The sequence below is a fragment of the Sphingomonas sp. RIT328 genome, assembly GCF_000632225.1.
Taxonomy (GTDB): domain Bacteria; phylum Pseudomonadota; class Alphaproteobacteria; order Sphingomonadales; family Sphingomonadaceae; genus Sphingomonas; species Sphingomonas kyungheensis.
This window is the reverse complement of sequence record NZ_JFYV01000017.1, coordinates 42,214-65,811: the sequence shown is the minus strand read 5'-3', so window position 1 is coordinate 65,811 and position 23,598 is coordinate 42,214. Positions and strand designations below refer to the sequence as shown.

Genomic DNA, 23,598 nt, shown 5'->3' with positions numbered 1-23,598 from the left:
CCCTCACCCTCCCACCCCTATCGACGGCGGGGCCCTCCAGCATCAGGTGAATAGCGCCCCGCGCTGTTCAGTCCATGCTGGGAGCATGGACGACCTGATACTCCGATGGGAGAGGGTAAGAGGCATCATGAACAAAGACCCCCAGGAAAAATCGGTCCGCACGCTCCGCGTCGGCGAACAGGTGCGCCACGTGCTGTCGGAGATCCTTCAGCGCGGCGACGTGCATGACGAGACTCTGGCCAAGCATATGGTGTCGATCACCGAGGTTCGGATGTCGCCCGACCTGCGCCATGCGACGGTGTTCGTGAAGCCGCTGCTCGGCAAGGACGAAGCCGCGGTGCTCAAGGCGCTGCGCACCAACACCGCCTATCTCCAGCGCGAGGTCGCGCACCGCATCCAGACCAAATATGCCGCCAAGCTCAAGTTCCTCGGCGACGAGAGCTTCGACGAGGGCAGCCATATCGACGCGCTGCTGCGCAAGCCGGAGGTCGCGCGGGATCTGGGCGAGGATTGACGGGGCGGCTGGGCGGTCGCATCTTGTAGGCATGAACGCCTTCGTCGAATTGTCGGATCAGGGGCAGGTCGCCATCCCGCAGGACATTCGGGAGCGGCTTCGCCTCGTCTCGGGTGACCGGCTGGAATTGATCGAACGGTCCGATGGCGTTTTCGTGCGCAAGTCGCCGGTCCGGTCAGGCGAAAGCTTCGAGGCGATCACTGCGCGCATTCGTGCGCGCGTCCCGAAGTACGATCGGTCGACGTCGATTGAGGACATGAATGCCGCCGTCGCCGAAATGTGGGCGCAGGGCGGCCCGCATTGGGATCGATGAAGGCGGTCGATACCAACATCGTCGTTCGCTACGTTACGGATGACGATCCGGTTCAGAGCCCGATCGCAACCCGCGTGCTGAGCGAGCCTTGCTACGTTTCGGACACGGTCCTGCTCGAAACCGCGTGGCTACGGTCGTCGCATTACGGCTTCGGCCGGACACTTCTCGCAGCGACGCTTGCCGACCTGATCCGATTGCCGACGATTACGCTCAGCGATCCCGCGTGGATTGCATGGGCGATCGAGCGATTTGTCAGAGGCGCGGATTTGGCCGACATGATCCATCTGGTGAATGCGCGACACATGGACGCGTTCATCTCTTTCGAGAAGCGGCTAGGTCGCCTCGCCGGTTCGAAGACGCCGTTGCCAATCGAGCGTCCTTCGTAATGGCCAAGCTCTATTTCTACTACGCCTCGATGAACGCCGGCAAGTCGACGACGCTGTTGCAGGCGGACTTCAACTATCGCGAGCGCGGCATGAACACGATGCTGTTCACCGCCGCGGTCGACGATCGCTTCGCCGCGGGGACGATCACCAGCCGGATCGGGCTGGAGGCGCCGGCGACGCCGTTCGACGCCGCCACCGACCTTGCCGCCTGCGTCGCCGAGCGGCAGGCGCGCGAGCCGCTCGCCTGCGTCTTGGTCGACGAGGCGCAGTTCCTCACCGCCGGACAGGTGGCGCAGCTCGCGCGCATCTGCGACCGGCTCAATGTGCCGGTGCTCGCTTATGGTCTGCGCACCGACTTCCAGGGGCGGTTGTTCGAAGGATCGGCACGACTGCTGGCGATCGCGGACGCGCTCATCGAGATCAAATCGGTCTGCGTGTGCGGGCGCAAGGCGATCATGAACCTGCGCGTCGACGCGCAAGGCCGCGCCATAGCGGAAGGAGCGCAGACCGAAATCGGCGGCAACGACCGCTACGTCGCGCTGTGCCGACGGCATTTCAGCGAGGCGCTCGATACCAACTGACCGACAGGGCCGAGCGAAGGCGTGCGTCTCCGCACTGGCGCACCGCCCTGCCCCGCGCCATATCGCTGCGCATGAACCCCGAACACATCGTCTACCGCACGGCGGTATGGATCATCCCGCTGGTGATCGCGATCGTCTTCCATGAGGTGGCGCATGGCTGGATGGCGAAGTGGCTCGGCGATCCGACCGCGCAGGAGCAGCGCCGGCTGAGCTTCAACCCGCTTCGCCACGTCGATCCGGTCGGCACGGTGATCCTGCCGCTCGGCCTCGCCATCGCCGGTGCGCCGGTGTTCGGTTGGGCGAAGCCGGTGCCGGTGATCGCGCAACGGCTGCGCAACCCGCGCTGGGGCATGGTCGCGGTGGCGCTGGCGGGTCCGGGCATGAACTTCCTGCTGGCGACGATCGCCGCGGTGGCGATCGGCGCGATCGCCGCGAGCGCGGGCGGCACGGCACCCGGCGGGATCGGCGGATTCCTGCTCGCCAATCTCGTCAACTTCCTGCTCGTCAATGTCTTCCTCGCGATCTTCAACCTGCTGCCGATGCCGCCCTTCGACGGCGGCCATGTCGTCGAGGGGCTGCTGCCGCGTCCGCTCGCCGCGCAATATGCCAAGATCGGGCGGTTCGGCTTCCTGCTGCTGATCCTCGTGCTCGTCGTGCTGCCGATGATCGTCCCGCGCGCCGATCTGGTCGGCCGTGTGGTCGGGCCGCCGGCCCAGGCGATCGTCGGCTGGTTTCTGGCCTTGGCGCAGGCGATCGCCTAACGCGCTGCCGATGCACGGCTGGATCATCATCGACAAACCCCTCGGGCTCGGCAGCACGCAGGTCGTCTCCGCGGTCAAGCGCGCGTTGCGGCAGGGCGACTATGGCAAGTGGAAGGTCGGCCACGGCGGCACGCTCGATCCGCTCGCCACCGGCGTGCTGCCGGTCGCGGTCGGCGAGGCGACCAAGCTCGCCGGACGGATGCTCGACAGCGACAAGGTCTACGATTTCACGATCCGTTTCGGCGAGCAGACCGACACGCTTGATGCAGAGGGCGTGGTGATCGCGACCTCCGACGTGCGGCCGACCGCGGTACAGGTCGCAGCGGTGCTGCCGCGCTTCACCGGGCCGATCACGCAGGTGCCGCCGGCCTATTCGGCGCTGAAGGTGGATGGCGCGCGGGCCTATGACCTCGCGCGGGCGGGCGAAGAGGTGGTGCTGGCGAGCCGCGCGGTGACGATCCACGCGCTCTACTCCTCCCCAGGATGGGGAGGGGGACCGCCGGCGTCAGCCGGTGGTGGAGGGGGGCTTCCACAGGCGGCACCTCTTGGGGAAGCCCCCCTCCACCATCCTTCGGATGGTCCCCCTCCCCTTGCAGGGGAGGAATTGCCCGAACTTACCCTCACCGCGCACGTCTCGAAGGGCACCTATATCCGCAGCCTGGCGCGCGACATCGCACTGGCGCTGGGTACGGTCGGGCACGTCACCATGCTCCGCCGCACCAAGGCCGGCCCCTTCACCCTCACCCCGGCGATATCGCTGGACAAATTGTCTGAGGCCGCTATGGCGCGCACCCTTGAACAATTGATCCTGCCGTTGAGGGCGGGGCTGGACGACATCCCGGCTCTATCCCTCTCCCCCGATCAGGCAGGGGCGCTCCGCCAGGGGCGCGTTCTGACCGGGATTGTCGAGGACGATGGCCCCTATTTCGCGTGTGACGGCGACAAGCCGGTCGCGCTGGTAGCGGTCGAGGGCCATGAGGCCCGCGTCGTCCGCGGCTTCAATCTGTGACACGATGTCGAGGACTGACGCATGACGATCACCGCCGAACGCAAGACCGAGCTGGTCAAGGAACACGCCCGCCAGGAAGGCGACACCGGTTCGCCCGAGGTGCAGGTCGCGATCCTGTCGGAGCGCATCAAGAACCTGACCGAGCATTTCAAGGGTCACAAGAAGGACAACCATTCGCGCCGCGGGCTGCTGATGATGGTCAACAAGCGGCGCTCGCTGCTCGACTATCTGCGCAAGACCGACGGCCAGCGGTATCTGGACCTGATCGCGAAGCTCGGCCTTCGCAAGTAACAAGAGGGCGACCTTCGGGTCGCCCTTTTCGTATCGCCGTGCTATGAGCGGCCACGGAATTTTCGAATACCGGCATGATGCCGGCTGAGCGGAGACGGGCAATCCGGCCCCGATCCACCGGAGCGACACAACGCTCCACACCGACGCGGGCCGGCTAGCCCGCGATATAGGCCCCGGCCGGGATCTGCCCGCCGGAGTGAAGGAAAATACATGTTCAATGCCAAGAAGGTATCGATCGAGTGGGGCGGCCAGACGCTGACCCTCGAAACGGGCAAGGTTGCCCGTCAAGCCGACGGCGCGGTGATCGCGACGCTCGGCGAGACGGTCGTGCTCTGCGCGGTCACCGCCGCCAAGTCGGTCAAGGAAGGGCAGGATTTCTTCCCGCTCACCGTCCATTACCAGGAAAAGTTCTCCGCCAGCGGCCGCATTCCCGGCGGCTTCTTCAAGCGCGAGCGCGGCGCGACCGAGCGTGAGACGTTGGTCAGCCGCCTGATCGATCGCCCGATCCGCCCGCTGTTCCCCGAAGGCTTCTACAACGAGATCAACTGCATCGCGCAGGTGCTCAGCTATGACGGCGAGAATGAGCCCGATCTGCTGGCGATGATCGCCGCCTCGGCCGCGATGACGCTGTCGGGCGTGCCCTTCATGGGCCCGATCGGCGCGGCGCGCGTCGGCTATCAGGACGGCGAATATATCCTCAACCCGTCCGACGCCAAGGTCGTCGAGGGCGAGCTCGACCTGATGGTCGCCGCCACGCATGACGCGGTGATGATGGTCGAATCGGAAGCCAAGGAGCTTTCGGAAGAGGTCATGCTCGGCGCCGTGATGTTCGCGCACAAGGCGTCGCAGGACGTCATCAACGCGATCATCGATCTCGCCGAACAGGCCGCCAAGGATCCGTGGGAGCTGAAGGTGCAGGCCGACAGCTCGGCGGTGAAGGCCAAGCTCAAGAAGCTGATCGGCAAGGACCTCGAGGCGGCGTACAAGCTGACCGACAAGCAGCAGCGGCAGACCGCGATCAACGAGGCGCGCACCAAGGCGCGCGACGGCATGGCCGACCTCAAGGAAAGCGATCCGCAGGCCTATCTCGCCAGCCTCAAGCTGGTGAAGAAGCTGGAGGCGGACATCGTCCGCACCGCGATCCTCAAGACCGGTCGCCGCATCGACGGCCGCGACACCAAGACGGTCCGTCCGATCGAGGCGGAAGTCCACTTCCTGCCGCGCGCGCACGGCTCGGCGCTGTTCACCCGCGGCGAGACGCAGACGATCGCGACGACCACGCTCGGCACGCGCGACGCGGAGCAGATGATCGACGGCCTCAACGGCCTGTCGTACCAGAACTTCATGCTCCACTATAACTTCCCGCCCTATTCGGTCGGCGAAGTCGGCCGCTTCGGTGCGCCGGGCCGTCGCGAAGTCGGTCACGGCAAGCTCGCCTGGCGCGCGCTGCACCCGGTGCTGCCCACCAAGGAGGAATTCCCCTACACGATCCGCGTCACCAGCGACATCACGGAGAGCAACGGCTCGTCGTCGATGGCGACGGTGTGCGGCGGTTCGCTGTCGATGATGGACGCCGGCGTGCCGCTCAAGCGCCCGGTGTCGGGCATCGCGATGGGCCTGATCCTCGAAGGCAAGGACTTCGCCGTCCTGTCGGACATCCTGGGCGACGAGGATCACCTCGGCGACATGGACTTCAAGGTCGCCGGCACCAGCGAGGGCATCACCGCGCTGCAGATGGACATCAAGATCTCCGGCATCACCGAAGAGATCATGAAGGTCGCGCTGGCGCAGGCGCACGAGGGTCGCGCACACATCCTCGGCGAAATGGCCAAGGCGCTGGGCGAGACCCGCTCGGAGCTGTCGGCGCATGCGCCGCGCATCGAGACCTTCTCGATCGACAAGTCGAAGATCCGCGAAGTGATCGGCACCGGCGGCAAGGTGATCCGCGAGATCGTCGCGCAGACCGGCGCCAAGGTCGACATCGACGACGAGGGCGTCATCAAGGTCTCCTCGTCCGATCCGGCGCAGATCGATGCGGCGGTGAAGTGGATCAAGGGCCTCGTCGAGGAAGCGGAAGTCGGCAAGGTCTATGACGGCAAGGTCGTCAACCTCGTCGATTTCGGCGCCTTCGTGAACTTCATGGGCGGCAAGGACGGTCTGGTCCACGTCTCGGAGATCAAGAACGAGCGCGTCGAGAAGGTGTCCGACGTCCTGTCCGAAGGCCAGGCGGTCAAGGTCAAGGTCCTCGAGATCGATCCGCGCGGCAAGGTCCGCCTGTCGATGCGTGTCGTCGACCAGGAAACCGGCGCCGAGCTGGAGGACACGCGTCCGGCCCGCGAACCGCGCGAAGGCGGTGATCGTGGTCCGCGCGGACCGCGCAGCGGCGGCGGCGATCGGGACGGCGGTGGTCGTGGTCCGCGCCGCGACGGCAGCGGCCGTGACGGCGGCGGGCGCGGACCGCGTCGCGACGGCGGCGATCGTGGCCCCCGCGGCGAGGGCGGCGACCGTGGCCCGCGCAACGGCGGCAACGACGACGGCCCCGCGCCCGCGTTCGCGCCGGCGTTCCTGACCGGCGATCGCGACTGATCGATCGCGTCCTCGTGACACGAAGGGGTCCGGCAGCGATGCCGGGCCCCTTTTGTTATGGGGATTGAGGCCTCATTCCAGCCGCTCCACGGTCGGGCAAACTCCGACGTCTGACACTGCGGGGAACGCCGAGCGGGAGGGGCGCCCGGCGCCACCGTGGACGCTGCTGGCGGGGCAGCGCATCCCTATGCGCACGCGATCGGTCTCTGCGCGAAGGTGGCAAAAGCGCGTAGAAGCACCACTGTTCCCACGCCGGCGGGATTCCACTGCCACAAAGAGCGACGGCTGGCGGCGCGACGCAACCCTGCGCTCCGGCCTGCGGGGAGCACCGGCATGGGTCAGGCTCAAGCGGATACACGGCGCCAGGCCATTGCCGGGTTCGCCGCTCGGAAACCCAGCGCGGCCGACCGCCGCCCTACCCGCGCGCCGCCTCGTCGAACAACGCCTCCGCCGCGCGGCGCAGGCGTTCGGTGGTCACCGGTTTCTCGCAGCGCGGCAGATCGTGATAGCGGTCGAGGATCATCGCCTCGTCATAGCCGCTGGTCAGCAGGACCTTCACGCCCGCGGCGAGCAGCGCGTCGATCAGCGGATAGACGAGCATCTCGCGCAGATTGATGTCGAGAATCGCAAGGTCGAGCGCCCCCGCGTCGCTCAGCCGCATCGCCTGCGGCAGCGATGCCGCCGGCCCGACGACATGCGCGCCGGCGCCGCGCAACTCGCGCGCGAGGTCGTCGGCGATCATATATTCGTCCTCGACGACGAGCACCGCCTTGCCGGCGAGCGGCGATATCCCTGACGTCATTGCGCTACTCCTTGCTAAATCGCGGGATAAAGCCTCAGTAATGGTTGGCGTTAACATGGGTGAACGAGCAGGCGCGACAAATGCTGTCAGGTCGCACCATGTCTGCCCCGCCCGCTCACCGCCTGCTCGCCCGGTTACGACATTTCACCGTCTTCTCGCCCGAGGAACGGAATGCGATCAATAGCGCCTGCGGCGGATCGGCGCTCGTCGCCCGCCAGCGCCGCGATCTGATCCGCGAAGGCGATCGGCCGCGCGGCGTGCCGCTGATCCTCGAGGGCTGGGCGTTCCGCTACAAGACGCTCGAAGACGGCCGCCGCCAGATCATCGCCCTCCATCTGCCCGGCGATCTGTGTGACATCCACGGCTCGATCCTGCGCAAAATGGATCATTCGATCGGCGCGCTGACCCAGGTCCGCTATGTCGAGCTGACCCGCGACCAGATCGACGATCTGGCGGCGCTCGGCCCGCGCGTCCATCAGGCGCTGTGGTGGGATTCGCTGACCACCGCGGCGATCCAGCGCGAATGGACGGTCAATCTCGGCCAGCGCGACGCGCTCGAACGCCTGTCGCACCTATTCTGCGAGCTGATCTTCCGCCTGCGCGCGGTCGGGATGATCGACGGGCTGCGCTGCGAAATCCCGCTGACCCAGACCGATCTCGCCGAGGCGACCGGCATGACGCCGGTGCATGTCAACCGGATGGTGCAGGAGTTGCGCTCGCGCCAGTTGATCCGCTGGAAAGGACGCGAATTCGAGGCACTTGATCTTGACGGTCTGTGCGATGTCGCGATGTTCAATCCGGCCTATCTCCACCTCGACCACGAAGGACGGCATCTCGATGCCCTTGGGTGATCCCGCCGCCGCTGCCGATCCGATCGCCCCTCTGGCCTGGCATGCGGCGGCGGACGGCGCGGCGCTGCGCTTTCTCCGCGCGGCCGACGATGCGATCAGCGTCCATCCCGACGATTACGACCGGCTCGGCGCGCAATGGCGCCGCGCTGCCGGTCTGGCGCTGTTCAGCGCCGACGTGCGCGTGCGGCTCGCGCCGGCAGAGGCCTATCGCTGGCTGCGGTTGAGCGGCGTGCCCGACGCGGACGGATGGCAGGGCGTCGCGGTCGACGTCACCGATCTGTGCGACGGCCTCGCGAGCGAACGGCGCCGCCGCTACACGCTCCATCACCGGGTGCGCAACACGCTGGCGATCATCCGCTCGATCGCGCGGCGCACCGCCGAAACCAGCGAGACGATCGACGACTATCGCTATCGCTTCGACGGCCGGCTCGCCGCAGTGGCGCGGACGCAAAGCCAGATCATGGGCGCGGGCGACCGTGGCGTCGATCTCGAGACCTTGCTGGTCGACGCCTTGCTCGCGCATCAGCTCGGCGGGCGGGTCGATTATGGCGGCCCCGAGGTGCGGCTGCCGCCGCAGCTCGCCGAACAATTCGGCCTCGCGCTGCACGAGCTGACCGACAATGCGGTCCAGCATGGCGCGCTGAGCCGCGATGATGGCACGCTGGCGGTACGCTGGACGGTCGAGGAGGCGCCCGACGCGCAGCTGCGCCTGGACTGGAACGAGACGAGCCGCGACGGCGCCGGCCCGCCCGCGCGCGAGGGCTTCGGTCTCGAACTGCTCACCCGCGCGCTGGCCTATGAGATCGATGCCGAGGTGACGCTCACCTTCGGCGCGCGCGGCATGACCTGCCGGATACGGCTGCCGCTCGCCGCGCCTCATGCGTCGATAAAGCCCGCGTAAGCGATCGAAAAAGCTGCTAATATGCAGATGGTTACCGCCGGCCCGCGGGTGATTCGGCGGATGGCATGCGGGGACGCGAGCGATGATGGCCGCCGATATCGCTTTCTACCAACGTCGCGCCGAGCAGGAGCGGCGCCTTGCGGATCGCAGCGCCACGCCTGATGCGCGACGGGTCCATCGCGAGATGGCGAAACGCTATGCGCGGCTGATCGCCGAGCTGGATTCGGGCAACCCCGCAGCGCCCTGAACGGGGCGGCCGCAGCCGCCCCGCACGCGCCGGTCAGGCGAGCGGCGCGTCGCCGAGCTGCCGCCACGCGACGACCTGCTGGCGCTGCGTGCCGAGCCGGTCGACGCCCAGTTCGATCACGTCGCCGGCCTTGAGATAGACCGCCTCGGGCTTCTTGCCCTCGCCGACGCCCGGCGGCGTCCCGGTGATCAGCAGATCGCCCGGATAGAGTGTGATATATTCGCTGACATAGGCGATCAGCTGCTTGAGATCGAAGATCATCGTCCGGGTATTGCCGGTCTGCATCCGCTCGCCGTTGACGTCGAGATACATGTCGAGCGCCTGCGCGTCGCCGACCTCGTCGGGCGTCACCAGCCACGGGCCGACCGGGCAGAAGGTGTCATGCCCCTTGCCCTTCGACCATTGCGAGCCGCGCTGCTTCTGGTTGAACCGCTCCGACACGTCGTTGACCAGCACATAGCCGGCGACCTTGTCGAGCGCCTCGTCCTCGCTGACGTAGCGGCAGGTCTTGCCGATGATCACGCCCAGTTCGACCTCCCAGTCGCTATGCGTCGAATCGCGCGGCAGCATGACGTCGTCATAGGGACCCGACAGGCTCGACAGCGGCTTCTGGAACATCATCGGCTCGGTCGGGATCGGCAGGTTCGATTCGATCGCATGGTCGCGATAGTTGAGCCCGATCGCGACGATCTTGCCGATGCCCTTGACCGGCACGCCATAGCGCGGCGTCCCCTCGACCACCGGCAGGCTGGCGACATCGGCGGCCCGCACCGTGGCGAGCGTATCGACGGTGATGTCGCCGACCAGCGCGGACAGGTCGCGGATGCGGCCCGTATCGTCGATGAGGCCGGGCTGTTCCTGGCCGGGCTGGCCGAAGCGGCAGAATTTCATATCATCGGTCTTTCGCAAGCGTGCAGGGATATCCCCGATCGGGGCAGCGGCGACAGGGTCCGTACAGCCCTACCCTGCGCGACGGAAGCGTACACGCCAGGACATGCGGCCAAATCGCGGAATCGGACGTTTAGCCGCGCACAGGTCGATGCGGCCCCAAGGAGATGCGTACGTGACCATTGCCGCCTGCGTACCCTCCCCTGCCCGTCCGCCCGCATGAACCGCCTTGCCCCCGACGCTGCCGACAGCCGCTTCATCCGGCGGCTGGTCTATATCCTGATCATCGCCGCGGTCGCCGCGGCGCTGTTCAAGGCGGGCAATCTGCTCATCCTCGCCTTCGGGTCGATGCTCGGCGCGATCGCCATTCACGCGATTGCCGATCTGTACCGCGATCATCTGCGCGTTCCCGAGAAGGCGTCGGTCGGCCTGGGCATCGCCACCGCCTTCGGCATCGTCGGCTTCCTCGTCTGGCTGTTCGGCGTCCAGTTCCGCGAACAGGTCAACGTGCTGGTGACGCAATTGCCCAGCCTGCTCGACCAGCTCGCCGCCTGGGCGTCGCGCAGTCCGGTCGGCGCCAAGCTGGTCGACGCGGTGCAGCAGGCCTATGCCGGGTCGCGTGCCGCGCAGGACGTCAGCGGCCTGCTCCAGGGCGGCGGCGAACTGGTGCTCAACAGCCTGCTGCTGCTCGTCGGCGCCGCCTTCTTCGCCGCCGATCCCGGCATCTACCAGCGCGGCTTCCTGTTCCTGATCCCGCGCGGCAAGCGTCCGGCGATCGAGGATGCGCTGTTCGACGTCGGCTCGACCTTGCGGTTGTGGCTGCGCTCGTCGCTGATCCTGATGACGAGCATGGGGATATTGGTCGGCATCGGCCTGTGGATTTCTGGCGTGCCGTCGGCCGCGGCGCTGGGGCTGCTCGCCGGCCTGTCGGAGTTCATTCCCTATATCGGCCCGACCGCGGCGATGGTGCCAGCGCTCGGCCTCGCCGCGACGCAGGGGACCGGGCCGCTGATCGGCACGCTCGTCACCTATGCGGTGGTGCGGCTGATCCAGACCAATTTCATCACGCCCTATGTGCAGGCCCGCGTCATCTCGATCCCGCCGGCGATCACCGTCTTCGCAATCATCGGCATCGGCGTGATCTTCGGCATCTTCGGCCTGTTCTTCTCGGCGGCGCTGCTGGTGGTGATCTTCACCCTCGTCCGCAGCCTCTACCTGCGCGAGGTGCTCGGCGAGGACATTCCGCGCAGCCGCCACCAGACGCTGCTCGGACCGGACCTGACGCCAACCGATCCCGACGAGGAAGCTAAAAAAGATTAACTATCCGCACCGTTCAGCGCGCTGGATTAAATCCTAATTAACCTTTTGCCTTCAGATGTTCTTTGGTTAATGGAATCGGGTCGCGCCGTGCAGCAGGGGTGCTCAGGGTCGGACCAACAGGGGTTGATGCGATGCGAGTGCTGTTGATCGAAGACGAGCCCACCACCGCCAAGGCGATCGAGCTGATGCTCGGCACGGAAGGGTTCAACGTCTACACCACCGATCTGGGCGAGGAAGGCCTCGATCTGGGCAAGCTGTACGATTACGACATCATCCTGCTCGACCTCAACCTGCCCGACATGCACGGCTATGACGTGCTCAAGAAGCTGCGCGTCGCGCGGGTCGCGACGCCGGTACTGATCCTGTCGGGGATCAACGAAATGGATTCGAAGGTGCGCAGCTTCGGCTTCGGCGCCGACGATTACGTCACCAAGCCGTTCCACCGCGAAGAACTGATCGCGCGCATCCACGCCGTCGTCCGCCGCTCGAAGGGCCACAGCCAGTCGGTCATCCGCACCGGCAAGCTCGCGGTCAATCTCGACGCCAAGACGGTCGAGGTCGATGGCAGCCGTGTCCATCTGACCGGCAAGGAATATGCGATGCTCGAGCTGCTCTCGCTGCGCAAGGGCACCACGCTGACTAAGGAAATGTTCCTCAATCACCTGTACGGCGGCATGGACGAGCCGGAATTGAAGATCATCGACGTCTTTATCTGCAAGTTGCGCAAGAAGCTCAGCCTGGCCTGCGACGGCGAGAATTATATCGAGACGGTATGGGGCCGCGGCTACGTCCTGCGCGAGCCCGAGGAGATCGGCGCGGTCGCCTGACGCCCGTTCCTCTGTTCGGTCTACCATAAACGGCCGCGGCATCCCCCGATGCCGCGGCCTTGTTGTTACTAGTGCGCAATACCGCTCACTATACTTGCCATCGCGGATCGGCCTGATCCAAATCAGCTACAAATACTGACTGGTTATTAACGCCACCTTATGAGACGAGATAATAAAGGAGTCGCAGTACGACGAGGCCGATGATGACGAATGACTTGAATCAGCAGAATGATCTGGCAACGGTAACTGCCCGCGCCCTGATTGCAGACGCCCTGCAACTGCTGGACACCATGCCGACCTTCTCGTCTCAGATCGCCGCCGCGCACCTCGCCCACGCGATCGAGCTGATCGACGCCGCCGACACCGCGCCCAACGGCTGAGCTACTTGCGCTCCCAGACCTTCCGCCCGCCGACCCAGGTTTCCTGCACGCGCGTCGCGCGCAGGTCGGCGGGGGAGGCGAGCAGCGGGTCCTGATCGACAATGACGAAGTCCGCGTCGAGCCCGGGGGCGAGCCGGCCGATCCGGTCCTCGGCGAAACCGGCATAGGCCGCGCCGCCGGTGAAGGCCCACCACGCCTGTTCGCGCGTCACCGCCTCTTCGGGCCGCCAGCCCCCCGAAGGCTGACCGTCGGCCCCCTGGCGGGTAAAGGCCGCCGCCCAGCCTGCCCAGGGATCGGGCCGCTCGACCGGATAGTCCGACCCGAAGGCGAGTTTGGCACCGTTGCGCAGCATCGACGCCCAGGCATAGGCGCCGGTCAGCCGCGCCGCGCCGAGCCGCGCCTCCGCCATCGTCCGGTCGCTGGTCTCGTGCGTCGGCTGCATCGACGCGATCGTGCCGTAGCGGCCGAAGCGCGGCAGATCGACGGGATCGACGATCTGCGCATGTTCGACCCGCCAGCGCCGGTCGCCCTTGTAGGTCTGCGCCATCTCGTCGATCGCATCGAGCACCTCGGCATTGGCGCGGTCGCCGATCGCGTGGACCGCGACCTGATAGCCGTCCATCGCCGCGCGGCTCATCAGGTTGCGCAGCACCGTATCGCTCATGAAGCCCGCGCCCGACTGGCCCGGCGCATCGGCATAGGGCGCCTTGAGCCACGCCCCCCGCGAACCCAGCGCGCCATCGGCATAGAGCTTGACGCCGACCAGCTTGAGCCGGTCGCCGTACAGCCAGGGCGTCGGCCCGGTGCCGCCGATCTGCACCGTCGTGTCGACGCCCATGCCGTAGCTCATGATCCGCACGCGCAGGCCGCCGAGATCGCCGATGCGGCGATAGGTCAGCCAGTCCTCGATGGTCGTGCCCATGTCGGCGGTGGCGGTGACGCCGTAACCGAGCAGGATCGTCTGCGCCTTGAGGAAGGCGGCGTTGCGATCCTTGCCGAGCGGCTGCGGCACCACCTTGGCGACGAGCGCCTGCGCGGCGTCGACGAACACGCCCGCGGGCTGGCTTCCTGTCCCCTTTTCGATCCGCCCGCCTGCGGGCGAGACGCTCTTGGCGGTGACGCCCGCCGCCTTGAGCGCGGCGCTATTGCCCCAGCTCGCATGGCCGTCGGCGCGGGCGAGCCAGACCGGCCGGTCGGGCACCGCCGCGTCGAGCTCGGCAGCGGTCGGGAAGCGGCCGAGATTCCACGCCTCCTGGTTCCAGCCGCCGCCGATGATCCAGGCGCGATCCGGATTGGCGCGGGCATAATCGGCGATCTTCGCCTGCGCCTCGGCGAGGCTCTTCGTCTCCGACAGATCGAGTTCGAGCGCGCGGAAGCCCAGTTCCATGACGTGGCCGTGCGCGTCGATCATGCCGGGCAGCAAGGTCTTGCCCTTGAAATCGGCACGCCAGTCGAGCTTGTCGGGCCGCTTGTCCTTGGCGCTGAGCAGCCGCGCGACATGGCCGTCAGGCGTGACCAGCATCGCCTGGAAGCGGACGACCTTGCCGTCCTTGTCGAGCGTCATGCCGTTGACGTTGTCGACCAGCCCGTCCGCCGCGGCGACTCCGGGCAGCAGCGCCGCCGCCAGCGTGAGGGTCGTGATCGCCGTCCCGGCGAAGGTGCTGAAAAGCCGTCGTGCCATGCCGTGCGCATAAGCGCTGTTCCCCCGCTGCACCAGATGGTCTAGCGGGACCGATATGGCCACGAACCCTGCCGCCGCCGCGCTGCCCGTATCGATCGACGACGTCCGCGCCGCCCATGCCCGCATCCGCGACAAGATCGTCCGCACGCCGACGCTGATCAGCCGTACGCTGAGCGAGATGACCGGCGCCAACGTCTACCTCAAGTTCGAGAATCTGCAGTTCACTGCGGCGTACAAGGAGCGTGGCGCGCTCAACACGCTGTTGCAGCTGTCGCCGGAGGCGCGCGCCAAGGGCGTCATCGCCGCCTCGGCGGGCAATCACGCGCAGGGCCTCGCCTATCACGCCAACCGGCTCGGCATTCCGGCGACGATCGTCATGCCGCGCACCACGCCGACGGTGAAGGTGATGCAGACGGAAGGCCATAAGGCGACGGTGGTGCTGGAGGGCGAGACGTTCGACGCCGCCTACGCCCATGCCCGCGTGCTCGAGGCGGAGCGCGACTTCACCTTCGTCCACCCGTTCGACGATCCGCGCGTCATCGCCGGCCAGGGCACCGCCGCGGCGGAGATGCTGGAGGACGTGCCGACGCTCGATACGCTGCTGATCCCGATCGGCGGCGGCGGGCTGATCTCGGGCACCGCGATCGTCGCGCGTGCGGCCGATCACCCGATCGAGGTGGTCGGCGTGCAGGCCGAACTGTTCCCGTCGATGTACAATCGCATCCGCGGCACCAGCCTGCCCTGCGCCGGCGATACGCTCGCCGAGGGGATTGCGGTCAAGGAGCCGGGCGGGATCACCGCGCGGATGGTCGCCGAGCTGGTCGACGACATCGTGCTGGTCGGCGAGCGCAACCTCGAAGAGGCGGTCAGCCTGCTGCTCCAGATCGAGAAGACGGTGGTCGAGGGCGCCGGCGCCGCGGGGCTCGCCGCACTGATGGCCTATCCCGAGCGGTTCCGCGGGCGGACCGTCGGTATCATCCTGTGCGGCGGCAATATCGACACGCGGCTGCTTGCCAACGTGCTGCTGCGCGACCTCGCCCGGTCGGGGCGGCTGGCACGCCTGCGCGTGCGCCTCCAGGACCAGCCGGGCGCGCTGTTCCACGTCGCGCGCATCTTCGACGCGCAGCGCGTCAACATCATCGAAGTCTATCACCAGCGCATCTTCACCTCGCTGCCGGCCAAGGGCCTGTTCACCGAGATCGAATGCGAAACCCGCGACCGCCCGCACCTCGACCGGCTGATCGCGGCGCTGCGCGAAGGTGGATTCGAGACGAGCATGATCGAGCAGGCGTAGGCCGGCGGGGCCCCCGTCGGGAAGCGATGGACGTCCTTTGGACCGATCGCCCGACCAAGCCCTGCCCTTATTCGGCGCCGCGCGAAGTATCAGTGCTCCGGCGAAGGCGGGAGTTCAGTATTCTTGCCATGAGCGGTTGTCCTGCTCGGCCACGGGATTCCCGCCGGCGCGGTTATGCTGGCACCGCCAAGACACCGGACGCAAAAACGGGGGCCGCGCCGTGGCGCAGCCCCCGTTCGAAAGCATAAGCCGAAGCTTAGTTGCTGTCGGCGTTGTCGTCCTGCACGACGGCGACGACGCCGATCGCGACCACGCCAGCGACGATCAGCGCGGCGAGCAGACCGCCACCAGCCAGGTCGCTCTTCTTCGCCGACGGCGCGCTGGCGCGGACCGACTTGGCAACCGACAGCGACGCGGCGGGGTTGGCAGGAGCGGCGCTAGCAGCGACCGGGGCGGCAATCATCGCCAGGGCGGCGAGCGAACCAGCAAACTTCGACATAAACAGAAAACTCCAAGCGGATTGGATACCGGGAACGAGCGGTTACCAACTTTGTTCCTGCGGTGCAACATTGACTTGATCTGACGGCAAGCCAACGCACGAAAAGACAATTAGCCGCAAATTAACCGTTTCCGACCGGAAAGCCACTTTGCAAGGCGGCACGCTTCTTTCATAGGTCGGGTGGTACCGCTTCGCGTGTGACGTTCCCAGGAGATTGCCGGCGGTGACTGCGCCATTCCGTTTTCCGCGCTTCTTCGTCACGACGCCCGCACCCTGCCCGTATCTGCCCGGGCGGCAGGAACGCAAGGTGTTCACCGAATTGAGCGGCCCGCATGCCAGCGAACTCAACGACGCGCTGAGCCGGATCGGCTTCCGTCGCTCGCAGGGGGTCGCCTATCGTCCGTCGTGCGCAGGCTGCACCGCCTGCGTCTCGGTCCGTATCGTCACCCAGGCGTTCACGCCCAATGCCAGCCAGCGCAAGCTGCTGCGCCGCAATGCCGATCTCGACATCGCGATCTGCCGGCCGTGGGCGACCGACGAACAGTTCCAGCTGCTGCGCCGCTACCTCGCCGCGCGCCACCCCGGCGGCGGCATGGCCGGGATGGACGAGGACGATTACGCCGACATGATCGAACATTCGCCGGTCAATTCGATGATCGTCGAATATCGCACCCGCACCGCCGACGGGTCGCGCGGCGAACTGGTCGGCGCCTGCCTCACCGACCGGCAGGCAGACGGCCTGTCGATGATCTACAGCTTCTTCGCCGCGGATACCGAAGGCGGCGACGGTCGCCCGGGCCTCGGCAACGTGATCATCATGGATCACATCATGCGCGCGCGCGAATCGGGACTGCCCTACGTCTATCTCGGCTATTGGGTGAAGGGCTCGGCGCGGATGGCGTACAAGACGCGCTATCGCCCGCTGGAGATGCTCGGGCCGAACGGCTGGCGGCCGCTCAGCGACGCGGATCTCGCCGCCGCGGTGTGACACCGCTCAGCCGGGATCGCTTTCCTCGCCGACCGTCGCGCCCTCGGTGACGACGCGCGTCGGCGCGACGCTGCCGAGATGGACGCGCACGCCCGCGGTAACGGTCATCCGCGGTGCCGCGACGGCAATGGCGGTGCCGGCCGGCGGATCGGGGCGGACGATCGCGGCGAGCTGCCCGCGATGGACGGTGACGCCGCCATCCTCGCCGCTGTCGCGATAGAGCGCCGCGGTCTGCGCGACCGGCTCCGACGGCGCCGCGAGCGGCTCGACGCCGGCATAAGCGGCGCGGAAGCTCAACGCCCCCTCCATCGCGCCGCGCCAGCGGTAGAAGATGTGCGCGCCGACCGAGCCGATCCGCGCAAGGCTCGATGCCCACCACGGCAGGATCGCGCTGGTGTGATAGAAGGTCGCCCCACCGATCGGCGCATAGACGCTGCCGGCGAGCGCCGCCTCGGCGACCGCGCGCGCCCGCGCCCACGCACCGGGTTCGCGGCGATAGGCCATCGATCCGTCGCAGGTGAAGGAGAATTGGCAACCGGTGCGCCGGTTCGAACCCTGGAAGACGACGCCGCAGACGCTGTGCGGGAAAGCCCGGTCGCGCACCCGGTTGAGCACCACCTGGGCGACCGCGCGCTGACCGTCGAGCGGTTCGGAGCGCGCCTCGTAATAGACCGCGGCGGTCAGGCAGTCGCTGGCGCGCGCCGCATCCTCCGCGCTCGCCGCCTGGGCGAGGAAGGCGGGCGCGGCCCGCGGATTCGCCGCACCGTCGTCATCCGCGGCGAGCGAGGCGCGCAGCGTATCGGGCAGACCGTCGAGGCCGGGGGTGTCGAGCGCGAGCGCGCGCAGCAACTGGCGCGGGCTCGGCGCCGGCACCGCCTGCGCGACCCGCGTCGCATCGTTGCCGGAGGGCATGCAGGACGAGGTGACGAGCAGCGTCAGCCCCATGAATGCCTGCCCGAAGAAAGAGATATGCCGCCCGCTCACCGTATGACGGGTAGAGCGGGCGGCTTATGATAGGGTTAATGGCGGCAGCCGGGGCTGCCGCCCGGGGCCGTTACGCCAGCGTGCGCACCTTCGCCTCGCGATCCCAATAGCGCTGCTTCGCCGCCTCGACGAAGCCGGCGAGATCGGTGACGCCCTCGTCCGCCTCGACGCCCGCCTTGTCGAGCAGCGGCTTGGCCGCCTCGTTCGCGCCGATCGCCTTGAGGTGACCGAAGGCGTCCATCACCCACTGGACCGCCGCGCCTTCCTTGACGAGCTTGGCCGCCGCCGCGTCGGACAGGATCACCGCGCAGGCATCGACCGTCACCGAAGGCTGGCCGAACAATTGCGCATCGGCGGCGATCGTCGATCCGTCGGAGAGCGGCACCTTGCCGACCTTGGGCGCGATCGTCATCGCATGACCACCGGCCGCCTTGACCGCATCCTTGAGCGTGGCGAGCGCCGCCGCATCGCTGCCGTCGGCGATCAGGATGCCCACGGTGCGCCCCTCGAGCGTATGCTTTTCGAGCGGCCCGCGGATGATGCGCAACGCCGGCGACACCGCCATGTCGAGCACCGGCGCGGCGGTCGGGGCGGCGTCCGGCAGATCCATCGCCAGTCCCTCGGCGACGCGCGTCGCCAGGTCCTCATCGACGTTGCGCAGGTTGGCGAGCATCGCGGTGCGGATATGGTCGAGGCTGACCTTCGACAGCTCGAACACCAGCGCCGATGCGATATGCGCCTGTTCCGCCGTGTCCATCGAGCGGAAGAACAGCCGCGCCTGGCTGTAATGATCGGCGAAGCTCTCGGGGCGGATACGCAGCTTCTGTCCCTGCTCCTCCGACGGGAAGGTCTTGTAGCCCTTGGCCGGGTCTTCGCGCGCGCCCGCCTCTTCCCCTGCCTTGGCGAGGCTGTTGGGCTCGTAGTTGGCGCGTCCCTTGGGCACCGCCATCTGCATGTGGCCGTCGCGCTGCTGGTTGAGGAACGGACAGCCTGTCGCCGCCTCGCGGCCCTTGGCGGCGTTGATCGGCAACTGGTGGAAGTTGACCGAGCCGAGACGCGACAATTGCGTGTCGGTGTAGCTGAACAGCCGCCCCTGCAACAACGGATCGTTGGAGAAGCCGATGCCCGGTACGACATGGCTCGGCACGAACGCCGCCTGCTCCGTCTCGGCGAAGTAATTGTCGGGATAGCGATCGAGCACCATCTTGCCGACGATCTTCACCGGCAGGACTTCCTCGGGGATGATCTTGGTCGCGTCGAGGACGTCATAGGGCTGGCTGTTGGCGAAGTCCTCGTCGAACAATTGCACGCCGAGATCCCAGGTCGGGTAGTCGCCGCGCTCGATCCGCTCGAACAGGTCGCGGCGCTGGAAGTCGGGATCGGCACCGGCGATCTTCACCGTCTCATCCCAGATCGTCGAGGCGAGGCCGGCGCGCGGCTTCCAGTGGAACTTGACGAAGGTGCTCTTGCCCTCGGCGTTGATGAAGCGGAAGGTGTGGACGCCGAAACCTTCCATATTGGCGAAGGTGCGCGGCAGCGTGCGGTCCGACATCGCCCACATGATCATGTGCGTCGCCTCGGGCATCAGGCTGATGAAGTCCCAGAAGGTGTCATGCGCGGTCGCCGCCTGCGGATAGCCGCGGTCGGCCTCCATCTTGGCGGCATGGATCAGATCGGGGAATTTGATCGCATCCTGGATGAAGAAGACCGGGATGTTGTTGCCGACCAGGTCCCAATTGCCTTCGCGCGTGTAGAATTTGACCGCGAAGCCGCGCACGTCGCGCGGCGTGTCGACCGATCCCGCGCCACCCGCGACGGTCGAGAAGCGGGTGAACACCTCGGTGCGCTGGCCCTTCTTCTGGAACAGGTCGGCGACGGTGATGTCGGCGAGGCTTTCGGTACATTCGAAATAGCCGTGCGCCGCCGAACCGCGCGCATGGACGATCCGCTCCGGAATGCGCTCGTGATCGAAATGGTTGATCTTCTCGCGATAGACCTCATCCTCGAGCAGCACCGGGCCGCGCGCACCGGCTTTCAGCTGGTTCTGGTTGTCGCTGATCGGCGTGCCGTGATTGGTGGTGAGCACCGGATGGTCGGCGTCGGTGGTCTGATGCGTCTCGCCGCCGTTGCCGGGGTTGCGGGCCAGGGTATCGGTCATGATCGGAAATCTCGCTTCGCAGGGATCTGCGCTCACTCAACGAAGCTGATCGAAGTCGGTGCCTTCGTGACACCGAGTTTAATGCCCTATTGGGCGGATACTGTGACCGCGACGTCAAGTTCCTCCTCGCCCTCGCCGAGCCGCGATCCCGCCACCGGCGCCGCGCCCGCCGCATCGAGCGCCGCGGCGACGCGGACGCTCTCCTCCTGCGGCGAGCGGCCGGTGAAGGGATCGAAGCCGACCCAGCCGAGCCCTTCGACGAAGGCCTCCGCCCAGCCGTGCGGGGTCGGCCGCGTCGCGCCCTCGACGATGCTGTAGCCGGTGACGTAGCGCGCCGGCACGTCGAGCGACCGCGCCGCCACCGCGAAGATCTGCGCGAGATCGCGCGACGTCGCGGTCGGTCGGTCGAAGGCCGCCGCGGCGCTCAGCCCCGGCTCCGGCCGCGCGCGGTCGGCGGTGAAGCGCGCGTGGATCGCGCGGTTGAGCCCGTGCAGCATGCCGACGACGCCATCCGCCGCGGCGGTAATTTCGGCGGCGAAGGCGGCGATCGCCGGATCGCGCGGCGTCGCCTCGGTCGCGCGCAGGAAGACGGCGGGCGGCAGCGCTTCTGACACGCCGCGCACCACGCCGTCGGAATGGCTGGTCAGCACCTCGCCGCGCACCGCGATCTCGATGTCGGCGATCGGCCCCTCGGCGTAGAGCATCGTGATCGCATTGCCGAAACCGTCGCGCCCGCGCCGCATCTTGACGTCGCAATCGACGTCGATCCGCCAGCGCGCCACCGTCTGGTCGTGGCTGTTCTCGGGCGTCATGCGCAGCATCTGCACCAGCCGGCTCTGCGGCTCGCTGAAGCGGTAGACGGTACGGTGATCGATCGACAGGCGCATCAGCCGAACCGGAACTGGCGGCCGATCGCTTCGTGCAGCTGGCCGTTCTCGCGGATGAAGGCTTGCAGATATTGGTGCAGGCCGCTGGCGATGACCTCGCCCGAGCGGGTCTTGCCGAGCCGCGTCGCGCGCATCCGCGCCATCCGGTCGGCCTCGCCATGGCTGCCGGTGCGTTCGGCGAGCAGGCCGAGCAGCTCGACCGTCGTGTCCGCCGAGGCCATCAGGCTGCGCGGCAGGTCGCGGCTGGCGATCAGCAGGTCGATGACGTTGGCGGGGACCAGCCCGTCCGAATAGAGCCAGCGATAGGCGGTCACCGCCGACACCGTCTGCAGGATCGTCGTCCATTGATCGCGATCGACGACGCCGCCGACCGTCTCGCCGGCGGGGAGCAGGATATGATATTTGACGTCGAGCAGCCGCGCGGTGTTGTCGGCGCGCTCCACGGCTTGCCCCAGCCGGATGAACCAATGCGCCTGATTGCGCAGCATCTGGTGCACCGCGCCCTCGAAACCGCGCGTCTCGTTCTTCACCGCCTCGACCAGGCTGAGCGTCGCCTGCGTCTCGCCGATCTGGCGGCGATTCTCGAACACCAGCCAGGCGCGGTTGATCGCGGTCCACGCCTCGCGGCTCAGCGCGGTGCGCACCGCCTTGGCGTTGGTGCGCGCGCGGTCGAGGCAGCGGATCACCGAGCCGCCGTGCCGCGTGTCGAGCGCGAGGAAGCGCACCACGTCGGTCTGCGTCAACTCGCCGCCGAACGCCGCAAAGTCCGCCTCGGTATCGGTCACCGCCAGCGCCGACGACCAGGCGACCTCGCCCGCGGGGCGCGACGACATCACGTCGAGCCGCACCGTCGCCTCGATCAGCCGCGCGTAGAAATCCGCGCGCTCGATATAGCGGCCGAGCCAGTAGAGCGACGACGCGGTGCGCGAGAGCATCATGCGCCGCCTCCCTGCCGCTGCGTCATCCCGCCCATCGTCTGGGTCTGCGACTGCCCCGCAGGCTCCGCCATCAGCACGAAACTGTCCTTGGTGCCGCCGCCCTGGCTCGAATTGACGACCAGCGATCCTTGCTTGAGCGCCACCCGCGTCAGCCCGCCGGGCACCACCTGCACGCCGTTCGATCCGGTCAGCACGAACGGGCGGAAGTCGACGTGGCGCGGGCTGAGCCCGCTATCGGCGAGCGTCGGTACGGTCGACAGCGCCAGCGTCGGCTGCGCGATATAGCGATGCGGCTCGGCGATCAGCGCGGCGCGGAAGGCGTCGATCTCGGCGCGGCTCGCGGTCGGGCCGACCAGCATGCCGTAGCCGCCCGATCCGTCGACCAGCTTGACCACCAGCTCGTCGAGATGGTCGAGCACGTAGCGCAGCGCCTGCGGCTCGCGGCAGCGCCACGTCTCGACATTGGGCAGCTTCGCCTCGCCGCCCGAATAGAAGCGGACGATCTCGGGCATATAGCTGTAGATCGCCTTGTCGTCGGCGATGCCGTTGCCGGGCGCGTTGATGATCGCGACATTGCCCGCGGCATAAGCGGCGATCAGCCCCGGCACGCCGAGCATCGAATCGGCGCGGAAGACGAGCGGGTCGAGATAATCGTCGTCGACCCGGCGATAGATAACGTCGACGCGCACCCGCCCGGCGATCGTGCGCATCCAGACGTAATCGTCGTCGACGACGAGATCGGCCGCCTCGACCAGCTCGATCCCCATCGAATCGGCGAGGAAGCTGTGTTCGTAATAAGCGGAATTGTAATGACCCGGCGTCAGCACGACGCAGACCGGCCCCGCCGACCCGCCGCGCACGCCCGGCGGTGCCACCGATTTCATCGTCGCGAGCAGCCGGTCGGGATAGCTGTCGACCGGCTCGACGCGGTATTCGCGGAACAGCTCGGGGCACAGCCGCACCATCGCCTCGCGATTTTCGAGCATATAGCTGACGCCCGACGGCGTGCGCGCATTGTCCTCGAGCACGAAGAATTCGTCGGGGCCGGTGCGCACCAGGTCGATGCCGCAGATATGCGCCCAGATGCCGTGCGGCGGGCGCATCCCGGCGATCTCCGGGCGGAACTGCGGATTGCCGAGGATCAGGTCGGGCGGCAGCACGCCTTCGGCCAGGATGCGGCGCTCGCCGTAGATATCGTCGAGGAAGGCGTTGATCGCCTCGACGCGCTGCACCAGTCCTTCGGACAGTCGCGCCCATTCGTCGGCGAGGAAGACGCGCGGTACGATATCGAACGGGATGATCCGCTCGCGGGTATCGCTGTCGCCATAGACGGCGAAGGTGATGCCGAGCTGGCGGAAGGTCGTTTCCGCCGCCTCCTGACGGCGGCGGAGTTCGTCGTCCGGGGTCTGGTCGAGCCAGCGACCGAGCGCGGCGAGCGCGGGACGCGGCGGCGCCTCGCCGGACATCCCCATGATCTCATCGAACGCCGGTCGTTTCCCCATCGGAACGGTA

At 67.4% G+C, this 23,598-nt stretch carries 25 protein-coding genes; 16 read left to right on the top strand and 9 right to left on the bottom strand.

Annotated features, from left to right (window positions below):
* Positions 1 to 127: 127 nt before the first annotated feature.
* The 8 genes from rbfA (at position 128) to pnp (ending at position 6,441) form a co-directional block, all read left to right on the top strand.
* Positions 128 to 514 carry a 30S ribosome-binding factor RbfA gene (gene rbfA / locus BW41_RS09475; RefSeq protein ID WP_200870393.1) on the top strand — a complete coding sequence of 129 codons (387 nt, stop codon included), beginning with the start codon at positions 128 to 130 and terminating at the stop codon, positions 512 to 514.
* A gap of 31 nt (positions 515 to 545) precedes the next feature.
* Positions 546 to 827 (top strand): AbrB/MazE/SpoVT family DNA-binding domain-containing protein, encoded by a 282-nt coding sequence (locus BW41_RS09470; RefSeq protein ID WP_037533908.1) that lies wholly within the window; start codon positions 546 to 548, stop codon positions 825 to 827.
* On the top strand, positions 824 to 1,213 hold the full coding sequence (locus BW41_RS09465) for a type II toxin-antitoxin system VapC family toxin (RefSeq protein WP_037533906.1): 390 nt from the start codon (positions 824 to 826) through the stop codon (positions 1,211 to 1,213). The genes BW41_RS09470 and BW41_RS09465 overlap by 4 nt, the downstream gene beginning before the upstream one ends.
* Positions 1,213 to 1,794 carry a thymidine kinase gene (locus BW41_RS09460; protein ID WP_037533905.1) on the top strand — a complete coding sequence of 194 codons (582 nt, stop codon included), beginning with the start codon at positions 1,213 to 1,215 and terminating at the stop codon, positions 1,792 to 1,794. Before BW41_RS09465 ends, BW41_RS09460 begins: the two co-directional genes overlap by 1 nt.
* Before the next feature lie 71 nt (positions 1,795 to 1,865).
* A complete protein-coding gene (locus BW41_RS09455; protein WP_037533904.1) occupies positions 1,866 to 2,555 on the top strand; it encodes a site-2 protease family protein in 690 nt (229 codons plus the stop codon).
* A gap of 10 nt (positions 2,556 to 2,565) precedes the next feature.
* Entirely contained in the window at positions 2,566 to 3,564 is a 999-nt protein-coding gene (gene truB / locus BW41_RS09450) for a tRNA pseudouridine(55) synthase TruB (RefSeq protein WP_037533903.1), read from the top strand.
* A 21-nt stretch (positions 3,565 to 3,585) separates the two neighbouring features.
* A complete protein-coding gene (rpsO, locus tag BW41_RS09445) occupies positions 3,586 to 3,855 on the top strand; it encodes a 30S ribosomal protein S15 (protein WP_037533902.1) in 270 nt (89 codons plus the stop codon).
* Between the two features lie 210 nt (positions 3,856 to 4,065).
* Entirely contained in the window at positions 4,066 to 6,441 is a 2,376-nt protein-coding gene (gene pnp, locus BW41_RS09440; RefSeq protein ID WP_037533901.1) for a polyribonucleotide nucleotidyltransferase, read from the top strand.
* A gap of 415 nt (positions 6,442 to 6,856) precedes the next feature.
* Here pnp and BW41_RS09435 read toward each other — a convergent pair whose 3' ends face one another.
* Positions 6,857 to 7,243, bottom strand: coding sequence for a response regulator (locus BW41_RS09435; protein ID WP_037533900.1), 387 nt, complete (start codon positions 7,241 to 7,243; stop codon positions 6,857 to 6,859).
* Between the two features lie 98 nt (positions 7,244 to 7,341).
* On the opposite strand from BW41_RS09435, the gene BW41_RS09430 reads away from it, so the two are divergent.
* The 3 genes from BW41_RS09430 to BW41_RS21545 all read left to right on the top strand — a co-directional run bounded on the left by BW41_RS09430 (position 7,342) and on the right by BW41_RS21545 (position 9,242).
* Positions 7,342 to 8,094, top strand: coding sequence for a Crp/Fnr family transcriptional regulator (locus tag BW41_RS09430; RefSeq protein WP_037533927.1), 753 nt, complete (start codon positions 7,342 to 7,344; stop codon positions 8,092 to 8,094).
* Positions 8,081 to 8,995 (top strand): sensor histidine kinase, encoded by a 915-nt coding sequence (locus tag BW41_RS09425; protein WP_037533899.1) that lies wholly within the window; start codon positions 8,081 to 8,083, stop codon positions 8,993 to 8,995. The genes BW41_RS09430 and BW41_RS09425 overlap by 14 nt, the downstream gene beginning before the upstream one ends.
* Positions 8,996 to 9,080: 85 nt before the next feature.
* Complete coding sequence (locus BW41_RS21545) at positions 9,081 to 9,242, top strand: hypothetical protein (protein WP_200870394.1); 162 nt, start codon at positions 9,081 to 9,083, stop codon at positions 9,240 to 9,242.
* Between the two features lie 33 nt (positions 9,243 to 9,275).
* Here the strand turns inward: BW41_RS21545 and BW41_RS09420 are convergent, their stop codons facing one another.
* The gene (locus BW41_RS09420; protein WP_037533898.1) at positions 9,276 to 10,133 is read right to left on the bottom strand and encodes a fumarylacetoacetate hydrolase family protein; all 858 of its coding nucleotides are present in this window, start codon (positions 10,131 to 10,133) and stop codon (positions 9,276 to 9,278) included.
* A 216-nt stretch (positions 10,134 to 10,349) separates the two neighbouring features.
* Between BW41_RS09420 and BW41_RS09415 the strand changes: the two genes are divergently transcribed.
* The 3 genes from BW41_RS09415 to BW41_RS21215 all read left to right on the top strand — a co-directional run bounded on the left by BW41_RS09415 (position 10,350) and on the right by BW41_RS21215 (position 12,657).
* Positions 10,350 to 11,450, top strand: a complete 1,101-nt coding sequence (locus tag BW41_RS09415) for an AI-2E family transporter (RefSeq protein ID WP_037533897.1) — start codon at positions 10,350 to 10,352, stop codon at positions 11,448 to 11,450.
* 131 nt (positions 11,451 to 11,581) lie between these two features.
* Entirely contained in the window at positions 11,582 to 12,277 is a 696-nt protein-coding gene (gene ctrA, locus BW41_RS09410; protein ID WP_037533896.1) for a response regulator transcription factor CtrA, read from the top strand.
* A gap of 203 nt (positions 12,278 to 12,480) precedes the next feature.
* Positions 12,481 to 12,657, top strand: a complete 177-nt coding sequence (locus BW41_RS21215; protein ID WP_153810795.1) for a hypothetical protein — start codon at positions 12,481 to 12,483, stop codon at positions 12,655 to 12,657.
* A 1-nt stretch (position 12,658) separates the two neighbouring features.
* Here BW41_RS21215 and BW41_RS09405 read toward each other — a convergent pair whose 3' ends face one another.
* On the bottom strand, positions 12,659 to 14,338 hold the full coding sequence (locus BW41_RS09405; RefSeq protein ID WP_051583395.1) for an amidohydrolase: 1,680 nt from the start codon (positions 14,336 to 14,338) through the stop codon (positions 12,659 to 12,661).
* A 55-nt stretch (positions 14,339 to 14,393) separates the two neighbouring features.
* On the opposite strand from BW41_RS09405, the gene BW41_RS09400 reads away from it, so the two are divergent.
* A complete protein-coding gene (locus BW41_RS09400) occupies positions 14,394 to 15,632 on the top strand; it encodes a threonine ammonia-lyase (protein ID WP_037533895.1) in 1,239 nt (412 codons plus the stop codon).
* A gap of 256 nt (positions 15,633 to 15,888) precedes the next feature.
* Here the strand turns inward: BW41_RS09400 and BW41_RS09395 are convergent, their stop codons facing one another.
* Positions 15,889 to 16,131 (bottom strand): hypothetical protein, encoded by a 243-nt coding sequence (locus BW41_RS09395; RefSeq protein ID WP_037533893.1) that lies wholly within the window; start codon positions 16,129 to 16,131, stop codon positions 15,889 to 15,891.
* 223 nt (positions 16,132 to 16,354) lie between these two features.
* Here BW41_RS09395 and BW41_RS09390 point away from each other — a divergent pair, with 223 nt between their 5' ends.
* Positions 16,355 to 17,119, top strand: coding sequence for an arginyltransferase (locus BW41_RS09390; protein ID WP_037533924.1), 765 nt, complete (start codon positions 16,355 to 16,357; stop codon positions 17,117 to 17,119).
* A gap of 6 nt (positions 17,120 to 17,125) precedes the next feature.
* Here BW41_RS09390 and BW41_RS09385 read toward each other — a convergent pair whose 3' ends face one another.
* From BW41_RS09385 to BW41_RS09365, 5 genes are all read right to left on the bottom strand, one after another.
* A complete protein-coding gene (locus BW41_RS09385) occupies positions 17,126 to 18,064 on the bottom strand; it encodes a cell wall hydrolase (RefSeq protein ID WP_037533891.1) in 939 nt (312 codons plus the stop codon).
* 109 nt (positions 18,065 to 18,173) lie between these two features.
* Positions 18,174 to 20,261: a catalase gene (locus BW41_RS09380; protein WP_037533890.1), complete on the bottom strand. Its 2,088-nt coding sequence runs from the start codon at positions 20,259 to 20,261 to the stop codon at positions 18,174 to 18,176.
* An 86-nt stretch (positions 20,262 to 20,347) separates the two neighbouring features.
* On the bottom strand, positions 20,348 to 21,148 hold the full coding sequence (locus BW41_RS09375) for a transglutaminase family protein (protein ID WP_037533887.1): 801 nt from the start codon (positions 21,146 to 21,148) through the stop codon (positions 20,348 to 20,350).
* The gene (locus BW41_RS09370; protein WP_037533922.1) at positions 21,148 to 22,083 is read right to left on the bottom strand and encodes an alpha-E domain-containing protein; all 936 of its coding nucleotides are present in this window, start codon (positions 22,081 to 22,083) and stop codon (positions 21,148 to 21,150) included. Before BW41_RS09370 ends, BW41_RS09375 begins: the two co-directional genes overlap by 1 nt.
* Positions 22,083 to 23,588: a circularly permuted type 2 ATP-grasp protein gene (locus BW41_RS09365; protein ID WP_037533885.1), complete on the bottom strand. Its 1,506-nt coding sequence runs from the start codon at positions 23,586 to 23,588 to the stop codon at positions 22,083 to 22,085. The genes BW41_RS09370 and BW41_RS09365 overlap by 1 nt, the downstream gene beginning before the upstream one ends.
* Positions 23,589 to 23,598 lie beyond the last annotated feature (10 nt).

What these genes read in the sequence shown, in the direction of transcription:
- rbfA (WP_200870393.1), top strand. Translation starts at nt 128, where the DNA reads ATGAACAAAGACCCCCAGGAAAAATCGGTCCGCACGCTCCGCGTCGGC.
- BW41_RS09470 (WP_037533908.1), top strand. Translation starts at nt 546, where the DNA reads ATGAACGCCTTCGTCGAATTGTCGGATCAGGGGCAGGTCGCCATCCCG.
- BW41_RS09465 (WP_037533906.1), top strand. Translation starts at nt 824, where the DNA reads ATGAAGGCGGTCGATACCAACATCGTCGTTCGCTACGTTACGGATGAC.
- BW41_RS09460 (WP_037533905.1), top strand. Translation starts at nt 1,213, where the DNA reads ATGGCCAAGCTCTATTTCTACTACGCCTCGATGAACGCCGGCAAGTCG.
- BW41_RS09455 (WP_037533904.1), top strand. Translation starts at nt 1,866, where the DNA reads ATGAACCCCGAACACATCGTCTACCGCACGGCGGTATGGATCATCCCG.
- truB (WP_037533903.1), top strand. Translation starts at nt 2,566, where the DNA reads ATGCACGGCTGGATCATCATCGACAAACCCCTCGGGCTCGGCAGCACG.
- rpsO (WP_037533902.1), top strand. Translation starts at nt 3,586, where the DNA reads ATGACGATCACCGCCGAACGCAAGACCGAGCTGGTCAAGGAACACGCC.
- pnp (WP_037533901.1), top strand. Translation starts at nt 4,066, where the DNA reads ATGTTCAATGCCAAGAAGGTATCGATCGAGTGGGGCGGCCAGACGCTG.
- BW41_RS09435 (WP_037533900.1), bottom strand. Translation starts at nt 7,243, where the DNA reads ATGACGTCAGGGATATCGCCGCTCGCCGGCAAGGCGGTGCTCGTCGTC.
- BW41_RS09430 (WP_037533927.1), top strand. Translation starts at nt 7,342, where the DNA reads ATGTCTGCCCCGCCCGCTCACCGCCTGCTCGCCCGGTTACGACATTTC.
- BW41_RS09425 (WP_037533899.1), top strand. Translation starts at nt 8,081, where the DNA reads ATGCCCTTGGGTGATCCCGCCGCCGCTGCCGATCCGATCGCCCCTCTG.
- BW41_RS21545 (WP_200870394.1), top strand. Translation starts at nt 9,081, where the DNA reads ATGGCCGCCGATATCGCTTTCTACCAACGTCGCGCCGAGCAGGAGCGG.
- BW41_RS09420 (WP_037533898.1), bottom strand. Translation starts at nt 10,133, where the DNA reads ATGAAATTCTGCCGCTTCGGCCAGCCCGGCCAGGAACAGCCCGGCCTC.
- BW41_RS09415 (WP_037533897.1), top strand. Translation starts at nt 10,350, where the DNA reads ATGAACCGCCTTGCCCCCGACGCTGCCGACAGCCGCTTCATCCGGCGG.
- ctrA (WP_037533896.1), top strand. Translation starts at nt 11,582, where the DNA reads ATGCGAGTGCTGTTGATCGAAGACGAGCCCACCACCGCCAAGGCGATC.
- BW41_RS21215 (WP_153810795.1), top strand. Translation starts at nt 12,481, where the DNA reads ATGACGAATGACTTGAATCAGCAGAATGATCTGGCAACGGTAACTGCC.
- BW41_RS09405 (WP_051583395.1), bottom strand. Translation starts at nt 14,338, where the DNA reads ATGGCACGACGGCTTTTCAGCACCTTCGCCGGGACGGCGATCACGACC.
- BW41_RS09400 (WP_037533895.1), top strand. Translation starts at nt 14,394, where the DNA reads ATGGCCACGAACCCTGCCGCCGCCGCGCTGCCCGTATCGATCGACGAC.
- BW41_RS09395 (WP_037533893.1), bottom strand. Translation starts at nt 16,131, where the DNA reads ATGTCGAAGTTTGCTGGTTCGCTCGCCGCCCTGGCGATGATTGCCGCC.
- BW41_RS09385 (WP_037533891.1), bottom strand. Translation starts at nt 18,064, where the DNA reads ATGGGGCTGACGCTGCTCGTCACCTCGTCCTGCATGCCCTCCGGCAAC.
- BW41_RS09380 (WP_037533890.1), bottom strand. Translation starts at nt 20,261, where the DNA reads ATGACCGATACCCTGGCCCGCAACCCCGGCAACGGCGGCGAGACGCAT.
- BW41_RS09375 (WP_037533887.1), bottom strand. Translation starts at nt 21,148, where the DNA reads ATGCGCCTGTCGATCGATCACCGTACCGTCTACCGCTTCAGCGAGCCG.
- BW41_RS09370 (WP_037533922.1), bottom strand. Translation starts at nt 22,083, where the DNA reads ATGCTCTCGCGCACCGCGTCGTCGCTCTACTGGCTCGGCCGCTATATC.
- BW41_RS09365 (WP_037533885.1), bottom strand. Translation starts at nt 23,588, where the DNA reads ATGGGGAAACGACCGGCGTTCGATGAGATCATGGGGATGTCCGGCGAG.